Source organism: Paenibacillus sp. MAH-35, from assembly GCF_058135425.1.
Genome location: NZ_JBYUPU010000021.1, coordinates 55,918 through 70,633 on the forward strand (window position 1 = coordinate 55,918; position 14,716 = coordinate 70,633).

Here is a 14,716-nt window from a genome sequence, read left to right on the forward strand (position 1 = left end):
AATGGAAGGCATGGAGCGATTTCGCACTTTTATTAGATTTTTTTACGTCCGGTTTTGAAATGCCCGGGGCGAGGTTCCTTCGAATTTTTTGAACACCTGATAGAAGTAAGCGTACTCCTTGTATCCGACCATTTCACCCACTTCGCCCACCTTGTACTTCGGGTCGCGCAGCAGCCGTTTGGCCACTTCGATTCTCGCCTTGGCGACCAGATCGACGAACGTATCGCCCGTCTCTGACCGCAGGAGCCGGCTGACATAGCTCGGATTCAGTCCGCAATGATCCGCTACCGAGGTCAGAGTGAGATTGCCGGAAAAATGACTGTTGATGTAGTCCAGGATGTGCCGGACCTGCAAGCTGTACTCTTTGCGCCTGCCGCTCAGCTTTATGCGTATTTCTTCCATCAGCCTGTGCAGGTAGGAGGACGCCTGGGCCAGATCCGGGAGCCGCTCGATATCGTCGAGCATTTTGTCGATGCTACGATCCAGCCCGAATTCGTTGCCCGTCACCCGGTAATAATGGCGCGCGATGGCGAGACACGCTTCGGCGATCAGCCCTTTTGCGACACGGATGCTGCCTTCGCTGTACATTCGGACCCGTTCCACGAACCGGTCGATCGGCTCGGTCAGCGGCTGGACGGCGGCCTGGCCCAGCATATGATGGAACTGCTCCAGATCGCGGATGATCGAGAACCGTTCGGCCTTGTCCTTGGCGCCCGGAATCGATTCCGGAAACAGCAGCTTACCTCCAGCGCCAAAAAAACCGGCGTCCAGCATCGCCTGCAATTGCTCGAAGGCGGCGGCCGTTTCGCCGATCCCTCTGTACGGGGCGGTGACTGCGGTTACGAAATCGAACGCTTGCCACGACTCATCCCGTCCGCACAGCCCGCCGGCAAAGGCTGTGACAATCCGCCGCATCTCCCGCTCCGACGCGCCCTTCGGCAGCAGCAGGGCAATGATCAGATCCTCCTTCGAGCGGGCCTCCGCGAGATCGATCCCGTACTTCTCCTTCGACTGCTGCGCCTTTTGGGTGACCTGGGCGTACAGGTGATTGAGAAGCTTGCTTCGCTGAGCAGCCTGCAAAGTCCGGTCCAGCCGGCGGGGACGCATGCCGAGCAGTTGCAGACGACCATCCCTTAGCTCCAGCCGGGCCATCGCGTCCCGGGCTTGCTCGCCGGCCACTTCGCCCGTCAGCAGATCCGCTAGCAGCTTGCTGCGGAGGAACGGGATCGAGTCATGGATCTGATGCTCCAGCTCCCGGTACATCGTGGCGAGTTTTTCCTCCTCATGCCGCCGGGTTTGCGCGGACTGCAGCACCGTTACCGCCTTCCTGACGATCTGGGCCAGCTCCTCGTTGCGGATCGGCTTCAGCATAAAGTCCATTACTCCCAGCTTCACGGCGCGCTGCGCATACTCGAATTGCTGGAAGCCGGTCATCAGAATCGTTTTGGACGAAGGAGACACCTGGTGCATATGCTCCGCCAGATCGAGACCGCTCGGTCCCGGCAGCTTGATGTCGGTTATTAAAATATCGGGGCGAAGCTGCTCGATCAGCTTCTTTCCTTCAAAGCCGTTATCCGCCTGCCCGACGACCTCGCAGCTCAGGTTGTTCCAATCCATCGTCTGAATAAGCGCTTTCCTGATAATCGCCTTGTCGTCGATTACAACCACCCGGTACGTCATTGCGAAAGCCCCCCTTGAATGCTCATTGGCAAACGGATTCGAATTGTCGTGCCTTCACTCGGACGGCTGTCGATGGCGAGGCCGAACGGATCGCCGCACAGCATTTTGATTCGTTTGCTGACGCTGTTCACGCCTACCTGCGTATGTTTCGCCGGCTGGCCGTCCTCCTGGACGCGGTCTTCCGCCTGCAGCAGGTGCCTGACGACTTCCTCCTCCATGCCGATTCCGTTATCGGTTACCTCCACGATCAAGTCTCTCGTGTCCGCCTGACACCGGACCCGGATGACGCCCTTGCCCGGTTTCGCCTCGATCCCGTGCACGATAGCGTTCTCCACAATCGGCTGCAGCACGAACCTCGGCACCTGAACGTCCATCAGCGAAGGGTCGATCTCGTAGAACACCTCGATCTTGTCGCTGTCAATCAGTTGGTGGATCGATAAATATTTACGGATATATTCGACCTCCTCCGACAAGGAAACGAAATCCCCTTTCTTCGCAATACTTTCCCGCAGCAGATTGCCGAGCAGGCAGATCAGCTCCCCGATCTCATCCTCCCCCTTCAGCTTCGCCATACTGTGGATCGATTCCAGCGTGTTGTACAGGAAATGGGGGTTCATCTGGGCGAGCAGCGCCTTGTATTCGAACTGCAGCGTCCGGTATTCCGCCTTCTGCTTCGACAGCTTCTCGGCGTAGACGGTATGGATCAGATCATTGATTTTCTCCGACATAAAGTTGAACTTCTCGGCCAGCATCGCCACCTCGTCCCTTCCTTTGGGAACGACCGCCTTGTGCGTATAATCTCCGGAAAACTGCCTCATGCTCTGGAGCAGCCGGCGAATGTTCTCGGTAATGTTGCTCGCGAGAAAAGCAGCGATAAGAAACGCCAGGAACAGCGCGATTACGCAAGTCGTCACCGTCCAATAGGCGATCGCCTCCGTATCTTGGGTCAGCTCCTTCACGGAGATCAGGTGCAGCACCTTCCAGCGGTCGTTGGAGATCGAGATCATCGTCGATAGGAACGTGCCGCGCCCCGATCGGATGCTCGTGTTGGCAGCGAAGTAGCGCTCCTTCAAGCTTTTCGTTATAAAAGCCGGATCGAAGCCGTTCACGCTGCGGCTTGGAAGGAGCAGCTCGTTTTTCTCATTGACGATATAGATGTCCCCGCCGCTCAGCGTATCGATGCTGTCGTAGATTTCACGGATGTAGCCGTCGTAGACGCCCAGCACGAGCACGCCGAGAAATTTCGTCGACCGGACGTCGTACAGCGCCTTCTGCATGTAGACGATCCCGCTGTCCCCGGGAACCCACATCGCCCGGCCCCAGTTGTCCCGGACCTCCTGCGGGTTCAGCAAAGACACCAGCTCCTGCATCAGCGAGCCGTTGCGCTCGACGTAATTCGCCCTAGGACCGGCGGTCCCGGATGGGGTCCACAGGTAGGCGGAGTGGAGGTAAGGCTTCGTATGGATGAAATCGTTCAGAAAGTTCAACATCATCTTGCTTTCCATCACATTAAAGCCGGCCGAGTCGACTCCCTCAGCCATCAGCTTGTCGGCGACCTCCGACATCCGGAATTGATTAAAGGCAAAATCTTCAACGTCTTTTGTTTTTTTCTCCAAGTTTTTGGCGATTTGTTCGATGAGATAGGAAGAGAAGTCGGTTATTTTGCTCTTGATGGAATTGACCGACGTATAATACGTAACTGTCCCGATGAGGAGAACCGTGAGGAGAATAAGCACAACATAGGTGAGCAAAAACTTGCTGCGAAGCTTCATGTTCAAAAACCGGTTCATCAAAAACGCCATAGCACCACCTCATATCCATGTTAAGCGCTTTCAACGTTTATTGTAAAGCCTGCCGGCTTCCCGCTTCCAGTTTACCCCGAAGTCGGCTTCGGGACTTGGAGCATCTGCCAAACGGTTAAGGCGATCTCCCAAACGAATACGGGAAAATGCCAGGAAACGTTATAAACCCGCACGGCATCGCCGTACGGGTTTCAGACTTTTTAGATTATGTGTGACTTCAGCTGTCTGTCGGAGGCGAATCGCCACCCCGGTCCGTACCGCTTCCGGATTACAGTCACTAGCAGCTCCAACCGAACCTTTCTTAAAAACCGGCCTTGTTCCGGTACCGAATCCACTGGTAACGCACAAAACATCCAACGCAAAACCCCATTATCGCAACAATCGCAGCCAAAGCGACCATGGCTGTAAAGGTATAGGCAATCGCCGTCCATTGGAACGAATACGCGGCCAAGGCGATCAGCAGAAAGCTCGCCGCCAAAATCTGATTGAACCGCTGCTCGGCCTTATCCTCCGGAATATAGGCGAATGCGGGTTTTCGCAAAAATAACCTGGCCAGTCTCATGATCGGGTTGAAATCGAACAGCACGCCCAGCGCCCCCGCCAGAAGCGGAATGACCAATATCCAGTACACTCCGGTGATCCAGGTTGCCAGGACCGACAATACGATCACCCACTGATTCGTCCGGACAAGCGGCCTCGGAATGAATTCGGGCTTATCGCTCAATTCAATCCCCTCTTTTCCACTCGGTTTATATGATAATTATACAACGTTAGCGGAATTTTGGGAACAACTCCATGCCGCGCTGAAGCCACTACATTAATCCCTTACCGCGGAGATCATCAGGAAAATCGGGCGGCGCATTTCATCCCGCATATCGGGGTTCGTCTCCAGCATTTCTTCGGTCGGCTTCGGTTCGGCCACGCTTCGAATCGAAAATCCCGATGCGATTAAAGTATTCATATACGTCGCTGCCGTTCGATGGTATTTGATCACATCATGGTCCAGAAACCGGGCCTGCCGGGAGCCTTCCTGATGATAGCCGTCGACGGGCCAGTGCAATTTCTCGCCTTGCGGTCCGTAGTGCCAGTCTTGGGAGGCAAGCGCGGTGAAGACCGGGTGCTCGACCGACAGCACGAAAGCGCCTCCGGGCGCAAGACAATGATAAATGCGCCGGCAGAGGATATCCAGACGCTCAATATAGTGCAGCGCCAGCGAACTGATCACCACATCGAACTCGCCCGCGCTAAAGTCGATATCTTCGATCGCCAGCTGCATATACCGGATTCCGGGATCGTCGGTCATCGCTCTGGCGCGCTCCAGCATATTCCCGGACAGATCCACGCCGACCACGGAACGGGCCTGCTGCTCCCGCGCATACCGGCAGTGCCAGCCGAAGCCGCAGCCCAGATCCAGTACTCTTTTATCGTGCAGCTCGGGGAGCATCGCGCGAAGCTCCTGCCACTCTCCGGCCGCATTCAATCCCCCGACCGAACGGGGCATCCGGCTGTAATTCGCAAAAAAATCGGAGTCGTCATATTTGTTCTGTTTCATGGTCACAGCATCCTAACGTTTATTTCTTGGTAAAGTATGGGGCCCTTTAGCAAAATAAGAGGCTTTGCCACCTCCTATTTTCGGCCTATTCGAAAGAACGAAGCAAATACAGGCGGTTTGTACCCCTTATTCCATCCAACGGATGAGGTCTGCACGCTTTTCGCCGATATTAGCAGCTTCAAACCGCTCTTATTTCCCCATTTAAGCGGGTTTCGGACAAAATAAAAGCTGCAAACCACTCTTATCCGGCACCGTCGTCCTGCCTTGAAGCGGGCACAGGGCCGAACAGGTACGCTCCGTTCCGGTCAGCTGACTTTACTTTTCAGCCTGCGGATCTCATCGGCCAGAGCCAGATGCACAGCGTCTTCCCCGTATTTGTTGGCCAAATGCAACTTACGAAAGTAGTCCTTCGCATGAATGTGGTTCATCTGCTGGAACGCGAGGTTCAGCCCGCCGTTAATGACCGCACCGGCCACCGGCACAATCATGCCAAGCTCCTTCTGGGTAATCACGACGCCCAGCCGCTCGGCCACCTTCTGAATGAGTCTGATCAGACTCGGGCACGATTTCTCGGCAAGCTCGGCTGTTAATTCGCCCGACATGCCTTTGGCAAACTCCGTTGCCGCCCGAACCTCGGCGAACGCCGCCGCTTTGGCGGACAAAAATCCTTCATCCGACGATGCGGACGCCGGGGCCATCGCTGCCAGCACATGCGGGATATTCATCGAATCGACGGGCGTATAGCCGTACGAAGCCGCAATTTGGCATATATGCCGGGACATCAGCGTCATCGACGCGGTCACATCGGCCGCTACGGTCGCCGGGATGAGCACGCCTGCGGATAAAGTCGTCACCGCCCCCATAACGGCGCCCTCGGCCGTTACAAAAAAACCGTTGCTGACCTCGAACGTATCCGCCACAATATCCATCTCTTTGAGCGACAGCTGCCGGATCTCTTCCATCCGGCCGATCTCGATCCGGTGGTTTTTGCGGTACTCTTTACGAACGGCATCGTCGCTTGTCATTCGTTTAGCTATTTTAATCGTTCCCCGCAGCGACTTCTCTATCGTCGCATCAATCGAGGACACCGCTTTTAGGACATATTTGTTCGTTGAGGAATGAGCCGCCTCCATCAGCTTGGCCACAGGTTTTCCCATCAGCTCAAGCGTTGCCTGAACGGGATTGGTCGAAATCGCGTTTCTCGCCATCTCTTGCAGCACGAACTGTTCATATTCATTGAAGGTTGTCGTCATTGGCGCTTCCTCCTTCCGTATGGTAGTTCTATCGTACTGATTTCCCGGCGTTTACACAAGAGCAAGCGCTATTGAAGTCATGGAGTCATCATCCGGCGGTATGGCTAACGAACATGGCGATCGTTATCGGAGCCCCATGCAGACGTTTGAATTTGCAACGAACCCTTGTATCGTTATTCCCGCAGATCTGGTCGTTTTTTTCCGCTTTCGGCTCGATAACGATGCCCGGATTCGTTAGTCTGGAAAAACATCGCTTCTCCGCCCATAAGCACGATACGATTCGTTAACCATGGAACCCACTGAATGGACCGGGTCCCCAGTAACGACAATTTGCCCACTTCTGAAAAGCCGCTCTATGCTTGAACACTTCAGCGAATTTAAACTTACTTTACTGTAACGCCGAAAAGGCTCCGGACCTTTCTTTGCGCACCAGAGCCTCTCCCACCTACTCTATTCAATTTGCAGAAGCTATTCCGTCCATTCGCTCCCGGTCGATCCGGTATAACCGGTACCTTTCCATCGTTCCTTCCGGTACACAGTCCTGCGGACGGGATTGCGCCCACGTATCGTATGGCGTGTCCTTGACCGTAAACACATAGTCAATCCGGTTGTCCTTGAGAAATTGCCAAAATTCATTCTCCGACTGCATCCTTAACTGGTACACGGTATGTTGGAACCGGTTGCCGAAGAACGGATAAGCGAAATCGCCAAACTTGATCGCAAACCGGGTCCCGTCCGGAACCTGGTCGATGAACGCGTAATCCGGATTAAACAACCGTCCGAACGTCCGCTCCTCCCGCGGCAGGCTGGCGGCCTGTTGCAGCAGCTCGGGGCTGTATACCTGGTGCTGATAAAAAACCGATACGGCCACAACCGCCACGAGCGCTCCTTGCAGCAGGACGGCTGCCCACCGCTTCAGCTTTTCCGACAACAGGACGAACGCAGCTACGCCCAGCGCGACGAACGATATCGTGTAACGCGACCACCAGGCGGCCGGCTGGGTAACAAAAATGACGATCAGCGGGAGGCAGAGGAGCAGAAACGCCCGCTGTCGCTTCCAGGCGGCCAGTACCGTGAACAGCACCAGAGCCGGGAACAAAAAGACCGGCCACTGCAAGCCAAATCCGCCCAAATGCTGAGAGTAAACGACCGTCTGCGCGGGCTGCATCCAGGATAACCAGATCTGTTCCCACCACGGGAGCCCGAGCAGCTCCGGCGGCGTATTCGGCACCATGATCATATCGTGAACCGTCCCTTGTCCCGGGAACAACGGATGCCCGAGAACGTCGATGCGGAACGGGTGCAGCGGATTGCCGTAGGTCAGCCAAGTGCGGATATACCAGAAGCTCCCGAGCAGCACGATCGGCACTACCATAAGCAGATGTAGATGAGCCGCCTGCTTGACGCTCATTCGTTTCCCGAACACTTCCCATACGCACCAGATGAACAAAATGAGTCCCGTTACTCCGACGCAAGCCAGCGCGGACGACTTGATCCCCAGCGCGATCCCCCCGGCAATGCCGGACAGCAGCAGATCTCCCCTATGCCGGCTGCGGATGAAGCGGAGGACGAACCAGAACGCCACGAGAAACATCGAGGCCAGTGCCGTATCGACATAATCGGCCGTTAACTGGGCGAGCACGATCGGCGTCGTGAGGAACAGACACGCAGCCCCGGCAGCTCCGGACCGGCTCGCGCCAAAACTGCGGGTGATGCCGGCGACGGAGGCCGCTCCCGCTATGGCGAACAGAAACTGTCCTGCATCCACGATGATATCGTCTCGCAAGAATAGCACGAGCCACGTATAGATCAAATGCGCATTTTGCGGGTATACGTTCGTCCATATGGCGAACGGAGTGATCGTGATCTGCCGCTCCTGCATCCAGTAGGCCGGGGACACCAGATGATAAAACAAGCCGTCCCAGTCATTCGCAGGCAGCAGATAGATCAAATAAACGCTCCATCCGAGCGTCCAAGCGGTGATCAAGATCAGGGCCAGCCATGCCGGGGCATGCAGAATTTCCCGGAGCAAGGCGCTCCACCACAGGCGGTTCACCGCTTGCTCCCGGTCTCCGATCCGGTAATAGAGGATGCCCGCAACCGCCGTTATTCCCGCATTAAGCAGCAGGACGACGGAAGGAACCAGCATTTCCAGAAAAACGCCGGCCGCGAGCAAGGAAACGATAATTTGCGCAAAGCCAAGCACCCACCAAGCCGCAAACTGACCGACCGCCCCCTGGATATGGAGACTTTTCATAAACCAATACGCGCCGAAGCCCACGATCAGCGTGGCCGCGATAAATAATCCGATAGACACAGGGGCACCTTCCAATGGCATCATTAGCAACAACCCGTCCAAAGACCGGCGTTACTACTGCAAATAGCGGAGAATGATAAACACGGACAACCCGTACAACAAAACCGTGATCAGCATGGGCTTGTCCTCGAGCAATATTTTTTCGGGGCTCCCGCCCTCATCCTTCATATAGATCAAGTACAGGTACCGGAAAATGCCGTACATGACAAACGGAATCGTCCACATCATATGGTAATTGCTGCCCGATGTAAAGGTAAACAACGAATAGCTGATGATCGTGGACGTCGTAACGATGCTGATCAATTGATCGAGCAGCTGCGTCGAATACAGCTTCAGCACTTTACGGCGGGAAGCTTTGTCCGGCATGCTGATAAATTCGTGTCTCCGCTTGCTGACCGCCAGAAACAAAGCGAGCAGCATCGTGCATACGAGAAACCACGGGGTCAACTGGACGCCGATAATCAGGCCGCCTCCTACCGAGCGCATCACGAACCCGGCCGCAATTATCATAATATCGAGAATGACGACATGTTTGAGCCAGGCCGAATACGCTACATTCATCAAGAAATAGGCGATCAGCAGCAGCCCGAACATCAGATTTTTGGAGAGCGCGAAGGCGAAGCTGGCTCCCAGCAAAATCAGACCGAATGTTAGAGCCGCGTTTGGAGGTATCCGCCCTGCCGCCATCGGCCGGAATTTCTTGACGGGATGGGCCCGGTCTTTCTCCAGATCGAACCAGTCGTTCACAATGTACACCACACCGGATGTCGCACAGAACAGAAGAAATCCGAGGAACGCGTCCACTCCGGCAGATAGGCTGATCTTGTTCAGGGAGAAGAGGAACGCGGCGAGGACCAGCAGATTTTTGGTCCATTGCTTCGGTCTCAGGCATTGGATGAACGGGATGATTGAATGTACCATGAGGAACGTAACGACTCCGTTTGCAGGGATATTTTGGTTGAACTTAATATAGACGGTTGATATCGACATTTGGTTACAAGCAATTGCAGAAAATTCATTATTCCGACAAACTTCGAAACACGGCAAAAACCCGCACACGACGGTGCGGGTTCCTCAGCCTTATTGCGTTTCTTACTCCGCGGCTACTAACGGCGCGTAACCGGCAGCCTGATAGATCGATTCGGTCAATTGGATGACCTTAAGTGCATACTCCCCCGGTACGAGCAGCTCCTCGCGTCCCAGTATGGCGGCGACGAAGTTCCGGTCCGGGTCGGTCGTCTCCGCAGGCAGTTCCGGTGTTACCGGCTCTTCTCCATTACGGCGCAGCGTGATTTTACCGTTGTCGTAGAAAATGCCTCCGTCTTCGCCGACAAACCCATACGTTTCCAGGAAGCTCCGTTTCGGCGCTTTGCCGATAATATTCAGGCCCGCCACCGGGCCCTCGGCAAACCGGATCGCTGTGAAGGTGTCGATCTCGACCGGCGAGTCCTGACAGCTCAACTGGGTAACGACCGATTCCGGCGTCAGCCCTGTCGTCCATAACAACACGTCGATAATATGACTACCCGAGTCCATCAGCATCCCGCCTCCGGATAAAGCCGGGTTTTGTCTCCAAGTACCCGTCTGCGCATCTTTCCAATCCTGGTACAGGGTAGCGGTTATCGAGGTAAGCTTCCCGATCTGTCCCGCGGCGATCGCGGAACGGATATACATGAAGTGCGGCGCACAGTGGCGCTGGTACGACACCTGCAGCAGCTTGCCGGTTTCCTTCGCGTGAGCGATCAGCTCCTCGGCTTCATTCGATGTGCACACCATCGGCTTCTCGAGCAGCACGTGCTTGCCCGCCGACAACGCGTCCCATGCCTGCTCGAAATGAAGCGTATGCGGCGAGCAGATAATCACCGCATCGATATCGCTGCGCTTCAGCATCTCCGAATAGTCGTCGTATTCGTCCGCTCCGTCCAGCGCGAACTTCTCCTTCAGCGCCTTTCTACTTCCCGCGCTCGGATCAGCCAGCGCTACGATAGCCGCTTCCTGGGCTTTTTTCAGCCGCGTGGCATGCGAGTGGGCGATGTTGCCCGTCCCGATCATGCCGATTCGGATTGTTGTCATTGTCGATTCCCCCATATCCTGTCGTACTGGTTTCTTCCTTGCCTCCAGTATAGGGGGGCCGCACCCGGGTGTATTTGGCATTTACGGTTGAAAAATTGTGCCATTCCGGTTTTTTGCCCGTCCCGGCCGGCTCATTTATGCTGCGGCCGCTCGCACGAACGCACATATTCCGAAGGCGGGACGCCCATCGCCTTTTTGAAAGCCCGGCTGAACGTATGGATCGACTCGTACTGCATCATCGAAGCGATCTCCGTAATCGTCCGGCCGCCTTCCTCCAGCAGCCCGACCGTTTTATGCCATTTCCGTTTGGCATAATATCCCCTCAGGCTGTCGCCCGTCACTTTGGCGAACAAATGCGACAGATGAGACAAGCTGTAGCCGAGCGCGTCGGACACTTCCTTCAAATCCTTGATCGACAACAGCCGGTCGTCAATATAAGCGACCGCCGAATAGACAGCCCGCTGTGCGGAGCGTTCGCGGGATTCCCCCGGATAGTCGGCCTGCCAATCGGAGAAATAGTTCCGGTACGTCAGCACGAGGAGCTGCTCCAAATACATGCCGGTCATCGATTGCGAGTATTGGGCTTCGCCATTCAGTTCCTTCAGCGCATGGACGAATGGCACCGTAACGTCCAGCCGGTCCTTGCACCGCAGCGGCCCGGCATGCTCATCCATCGCCCGGCGGATCGGCAGCAGCGGATCGTCGGCTCCCGCCCCCTCGTCAAACCGGAAGCCGAAATAATAATAACGGAACGGGTCGCGCCCATCCACGCCGCCCTCGTGAATGTCGCCGGGCCGGCACAGAAACAAATCGCCCGCCTGCATCTCGTATCTTTTTCCGTTGACGGAAAACCAGCCTGCGCCCGATACGACGTAAGAGATCTCGTAGCACGACTGCTTGTGCGGATGCAGCGCAAATCCGGAGTCGCAGCTCAAGTCTCCGAGCTGATACAAATGGATGGGACCGTACCGCTTCAACTCCGGAGCATAGACATAATCATAATGAAAGCGCTTGAAACCGGGCTTGCTCGAAATGTTCGTCGACAAAGAACCGGACATGTTCGCCGCTCCCTTCAAGGCATATGATTCCCGTTCCTCTTATAAACCGATAGGATATAGGATGAAAATCACTCGTCAGTCAACCCGATTATAACACAGCGCCCCCTGACGGAATATCCGCGAAATCGCGACAGATCCGCCGCTCCGGCAGCAAAAAAGCCGCGCAATGGCGGCTTTCTGCAGTCGGTCTGCACCCTATATGCGCTTGTCACGCCTCTGCCTTGCAAACTACCCCCGCTTCAGCAGGTCGTCCCTGAGCGGCGTGAAGGCGTCCAGCAGCGCGCTGGGCTCCAGCGCTTTGACTCCGTGCTTCGCCCCTCCGGGGATAATAATCGTATCGCCGGCGCGAATGACCGTTTTTTGCCCGTCGATCGTAAATTCGATCGTTCCTTTCAAACAATAAGACATCTGCTCGTGAGGATGACTGTGCACATAGCCTTCAGCCCCTTCCTCGAAATGCACTTCCATCATCATCAGCCCTTGGCCGGGCTCGAATATTTTGCGCTTAACGCCGGGCTCCGCCGGTTCCCATTCTCCGATCGGACTCATTATTGAAAAGCCTCCTCTGTCCAAAGGTTCGCACTTTCTCCAATCGTACCATACGATTCGACGCTTGTTTGAACTTATTTCGGTGCGCGATGCCCGGCCCACAAAAGCTTACCTGCTCTTGATCAGCAGCTCCACCGCTTCCTGCACGAGCTTGCCCGTATCGTTGCCGGCTTCGCGTTCCTCCACGATGCACTTCTCCAGATTAACCGCCACTACGTAGGCCATCGCTTTATCGACGGCGCTGCGAACGGCGGACAACTGGCTGACCACGTCCTTGCAGTCTTTTCCTTCTTCCATCATCTTCAGGATGCCGCGGACTTGTCCTTCCACCCGCTTCAGCCGCCGCTTGATATCGTCATCGTAATCCATCGCCATGAGCGCCAATCCTCCCAAAGTTTGTCCGGCCGATCAAGCATTGTCGGACACCCTGTTAGTAGTTATAGATCTATTATATCGGAATAGGAGGAATTCGTCGCATCGTAGTTATCTCGGCATCTTCGATAGACGGCTGCTTATGGGCCGGACAACTGAATAAGCACGCCAGATTCAGTTTGAGGACGTGCTAGGCCCGTTCCTTCAACCGTTACGTTTACATCCTGCCGCTCGAATACATAATCAACTGTGGGCGCCACACACCGCGCTGCCACTGTCCTACATCGCAAGCGGCCCGTCCCAGGACGATATACCGCCTGTCAGATGGGATACGTCCGTATACCCGTGCTTGGCCAACACTTTGCCTGCTTGTTTGCTTCGCATCCCGCTCCGGCAATATAAAAAAACGGGCGTCTCCTTCGGAATATCCGCGAAGCTGCGCCCGAGCCGGCCGAGCGGAATGTTGACCGCACCCGGCAGATGGCCCTGTTTATATTCGTGCGGCTCTCTCACATCGATCACTTTCGAGCCTTTGGCCGCTTGGCGAAACTGCTGAGCATTCATATTCTTCAGCCCCTTCACTGGGGCAAATTGCTTATATACAAACCATACCGCCAGAGCAATGATGATCACATATCCGATCTTATCCATCCCGGATCAGCTCCTTACCTGCTTTTGATTAGCAAATCAACGGCTTCCCGGACGAGTCTGTCCGTATCGTTGCCGGCTTCCTTCTCTTCAACGATGCATCGCTCCAGATTTGTCGCTACGATAAAAGCTATCGATTTATCGACCGCACTGCGTACGGCCGACAGCTGGCTGACCACATCCTTGCAATCCTTCTGCTCTCCGATCATACTCAGCACGCCGCGGACTTGTCCTTCTACACGACGCAGCCGTTTCTTGATCGCATCGTCATACATCTCGTCCCCCTCCTACTACATATATGTTAACGGTGTCCTGGACATGCGGTTCGTAATACTCGGCGGCTTCCCGATATCCACCAGCTTCATTCGTCGGCCCATAATCGGTAAAGATTGCATATCGGATAACTCTATATAGTAAGACCGGGAACCGGCCGTAATCTCCAAAATAATAAGCCAACTACGACGATTACAATTCCGCCAAACCCGTATGCCAACCGGATCGCCCCTCTCCTTTACAGGGGGACCAGGGAGGAACGCTTTGCATTCCTCCCTCCCGTCCCGTTCGGTTATCCTTTTCTTACGAGAAACGTAAACACTCCGTTATTTTCCTTCGCTTCGACCATTTCGTTTTTCGTTTGGCTTACCCAAGCCTGAAAGTCGTTCATGGAACCTTTGTCCGTCGTTTCCAGCTGCATCAGCTGACCCGGCTGAAGCGAGTCGATCGCTTTCTTCGCTCTGACAATCGGCATCGGACAAGCCAATCCTTTTGCATCAACTACGATATCCGCCATGATGTATCCCTCCCCTCCCTTACTAGTATTTTCGCGCTAATGGAGATTAATCTCGCTCCGTAGAACCCTGCCACCCCGACATGCCCGGCACGACATTGTATACGTTCGCGAATCCCCGCTCCGTTAGCGTCTGGCATGCCGCATCGCTCCGGTTGCCGGTTCTGCAGACGATGTAATACTCCTGATTCGGATTCAGTTGATCGAGACGCCGCTCCAGCTCGCCGACCGGCAGGGAGATCGCTCCCGGGATGCGTCCAAAGGCGTATTCCGCGGGCTCGCGAACGTCCAGCACCTGCACGTTGTCGCCGGATACCAGCTTCTCCAGCAGCTGTTCGCTGCTGATTACACGGGGATATTTGACCTCCGGCTTCGTCTCCTTTTCGTTCGACTTCCGGATGAAATGCCGGTATACCCCCTGATCTTCCTTCATGCCGACGTATTGGTGGCCCGTACGACCCGCCCAGCTTTGCAAATCCGCTACAGATCCTTTGTCGGTAGCCCGCACCTCAAGCACTTCGCCGGCTTGCATCTCTTCCATTGCTTTTTTGGTTTTCACGACCGGCATCGGACAGGCCAGACCTTCGCATGCCAGCACGCGGTTCGAATGAATGTCTACGGCCAT

The 14,716-nt window shown here is 55.3% G+C and carries 15 protein-coding genes; all 15 read right to left on the reverse strand.

The window, feature by feature from the left end; genetic code table 11:
* Nucleotides 1-42: 42 nt before the first annotated feature.
* Entirely contained in the window at nucleotides 43-1,680 is a 1,638-nt protein-coding gene (locus AC3Y2E_RS20950) for a response regulator (protein ID WP_379213782.1), read from the reverse strand.
* Nucleotides 1,677-3,482: a cache domain-containing sensor histidine kinase gene (locus tag AC3Y2E_RS20955; RefSeq protein ID WP_379213784.1), complete on the reverse strand. Its 1,806-nt coding sequence runs from the start codon at nucleotides 3,480-3,482 to the stop codon at nucleotides 1,677-1,679. The genes AC3Y2E_RS20950 and AC3Y2E_RS20955 overlap by 4 nt, the downstream gene beginning before the upstream one ends.
* 301 nt (nucleotides 3,483-3,783) lie before the next feature.
* Complete coding sequence (locus AC3Y2E_RS20960; protein ID WP_379213786.1) at nucleotides 3,784-4,206, reverse strand: DUF4395 domain-containing protein; 423 nt, start codon at nucleotides 4,204-4,206, stop codon at nucleotides 3,784-3,786.
* Between the two features lie 93 nt (nucleotides 4,207-4,299).
* Nucleotides 4,300-5,034, reverse strand: coding sequence for a class I SAM-dependent methyltransferase (locus AC3Y2E_RS20965; RefSeq protein WP_379213788.1), 735 nt, complete (start codon nucleotides 5,032-5,034; stop codon nucleotides 4,300-4,302).
* Nucleotides 5,035-5,339: 305 nt separating this feature from the next.
* Nucleotides 5,340-6,287 carry an EcsC family protein gene (locus AC3Y2E_RS20970; protein ID WP_379213790.1) on the reverse strand — a complete coding sequence of 316 codons (948 nt, stop codon included), beginning with the start codon at nucleotides 6,285-6,287 and terminating at the stop codon, nucleotides 5,340-5,342.
* 454 nt (nucleotides 6,288-6,741) lie between these two features.
* On the reverse strand, nucleotides 6,742-8,604 hold the full coding sequence (locus tag AC3Y2E_RS20975; protein ID WP_379213792.1) for a glycosyltransferase family 39 protein: 1,863 nt from the start codon (nucleotides 8,602-8,604) through the stop codon (nucleotides 6,742-6,744).
* Nucleotides 8,605-8,658: 54 nt separating this feature from the next.
* Nucleotides 8,659-9,525 (reverse strand): decaprenyl-phosphate phosphoribosyltransferase, encoded by an 867-nt coding sequence (locus AC3Y2E_RS20980; protein ID WP_379213794.1) that lies wholly within the window; start codon nucleotides 9,523-9,525, stop codon nucleotides 8,659-8,661.
* 171 nt (nucleotides 9,526-9,696) lie between these two features.
* Nucleotides 9,697-10,677 carry a Gfo/Idh/MocA family protein gene (locus AC3Y2E_RS20985; protein WP_379213797.1) on the reverse strand — a complete coding sequence of 327 codons (981 nt, stop codon included), beginning with the start codon at nucleotides 10,675-10,677 and terminating at the stop codon, nucleotides 9,697-9,699.
* Between the two features lie 131 nt (nucleotides 10,678-10,808).
* Nucleotides 10,809-11,735 (reverse strand): AraC family transcriptional regulator, encoded by a 927-nt coding sequence (locus AC3Y2E_RS20990; protein WP_379213799.1) that lies wholly within the window; start codon nucleotides 11,733-11,735, stop codon nucleotides 10,809-10,811.
* A 228-nt stretch (nucleotides 11,736-11,963) separates the two neighbouring features.
* Nucleotides 11,964-12,284, reverse strand: a complete 321-nt coding sequence (locus AC3Y2E_RS20995) for a cupin domain-containing protein (protein WP_379213801.1) — start codon at nucleotides 12,282-12,284, stop codon at nucleotides 11,964-11,966.
* 108 nt (nucleotides 12,285-12,392) lie between these two features.
* Nucleotides 12,393-12,659, reverse strand: coding sequence for a metal-sensitive transcriptional regulator (locus AC3Y2E_RS21000; RefSeq protein WP_190931776.1), 267 nt, complete (start codon nucleotides 12,657-12,659; stop codon nucleotides 12,393-12,395).
* Between the two features lie 276 nt (nucleotides 12,660-12,935).
* A complete protein-coding gene (locus tag AC3Y2E_RS21005) occupies nucleotides 12,936-13,307 on the reverse strand; it encodes a rhodanese-like domain-containing protein (RefSeq protein WP_332073106.1) in 372 nt (123 codons plus the stop codon).
* A gap of 14 nt (nucleotides 13,308-13,321) precedes the next feature.
* The gene (locus AC3Y2E_RS21010) at nucleotides 13,322-13,579 is read right to left on the reverse strand and encodes a metal-sensitive transcriptional regulator (protein WP_379213804.1); all 258 of its coding nucleotides are present in this window, start codon (nucleotides 13,577-13,579) and stop codon (nucleotides 13,322-13,324) included.
* Nucleotides 13,580-13,869: 290 nt separating this feature from the next.
* Nucleotides 13,870-14,094 (reverse strand): sulfurtransferase TusA family protein, encoded by a 225-nt coding sequence (locus tag AC3Y2E_RS21015; protein ID WP_190931773.1) that lies wholly within the window; start codon nucleotides 14,092-14,094, stop codon nucleotides 13,870-13,872.
* 46 nt (nucleotides 14,095-14,140) lie between these two features.
* Nucleotides 14,141-14,716, reverse strand: a complete 576-nt coding sequence (locus tag AC3Y2E_RS21020; protein WP_379213806.1) for a sulfurtransferase TusA family protein — start codon at nucleotides 14,714-14,716, stop codon at nucleotides 14,141-14,143.

Excerpts from the sequence above, each read along its gene's own strand:
- AC3Y2E_RS20985 (WP_379213797.1), bottom strand. The coding sequence starts at position 10,677 with ATGACAACAATCCGAATCGGCATGATCGGGACGGGCAACATCGCCCAC.
- AC3Y2E_RS20965 (WP_379213788.1), bottom strand. The coding sequence starts at position 5,034 with ATGAAACAGAACAAATATGACGACTCCGATTTTTTTGCGAATTACAGC.
- AC3Y2E_RS20980 (WP_379213794.1), bottom strand. The coding sequence starts at position 9,525 with ATGGTACATTCAATCATCCCGTTCATCCAATGCCTGAGACCGAAGCAA.
- AC3Y2E_RS21005 (WP_332073106.1), bottom strand. The coding sequence starts at position 13,307 with ATGGATAAGATCGGATATGTGATCATCATTGCTCTGGCGGTATGGTTT.
- AC3Y2E_RS20990 (WP_379213799.1), bottom strand. The coding sequence starts at position 11,735 with ATGTCCGGTTCTTTGTCGACGAACATTTCGAGCAAGCCCGGTTTCAAG.
- AC3Y2E_RS20970 (WP_379213790.1), bottom strand. The coding sequence starts at position 6,287 with ATGACGACAACCTTCAATGAATATGAACAGTTCGTGCTGCAAGAGATG.
- AC3Y2E_RS21000 (WP_190931776.1), bottom strand. The coding sequence starts at position 12,659 with ATGGCGATGGATTACGATGACGATATCAAGCGGCGGCTGAAGCGGGTG.
- AC3Y2E_RS21010 (WP_379213804.1), bottom strand. The coding sequence starts at position 13,579 with ATGTATGACGATGCGATCAAGAAACGGCTGCGTCGTGTAGAAGGACAA.
- AC3Y2E_RS21020 (WP_379213806.1), bottom strand. The coding sequence starts at position 14,716 with ATGGCCGTAGACATTCATTCGAACCGCGTGCTGGCATGCGAAGGTCTG.
- AC3Y2E_RS20950 (WP_379213782.1), bottom strand. The coding sequence starts at position 1,680 with ATGACGTACCGGGTGGTTGTAATCGACGACAAGGCGATTATCAGGAAA.
- AC3Y2E_RS20995 (WP_379213801.1), bottom strand. The coding sequence starts at position 12,284 with ATGAGTCCGATCGGAGAATGGGAACCGGCGGAGCCCGGCGTTAAGCGC.
- AC3Y2E_RS21015 (WP_190931773.1), bottom strand. The coding sequence starts at position 14,094 with ATGGCGGATATCGTAGTTGATGCAAAAGGATTGGCTTGTCCGATGCCG.
- AC3Y2E_RS20955 (WP_379213784.1), bottom strand. The coding sequence starts at position 3,482 with ATGGCGTTTTTGATGAACCGGTTTTTGAACATGAAGCTTCGCAGCAAG.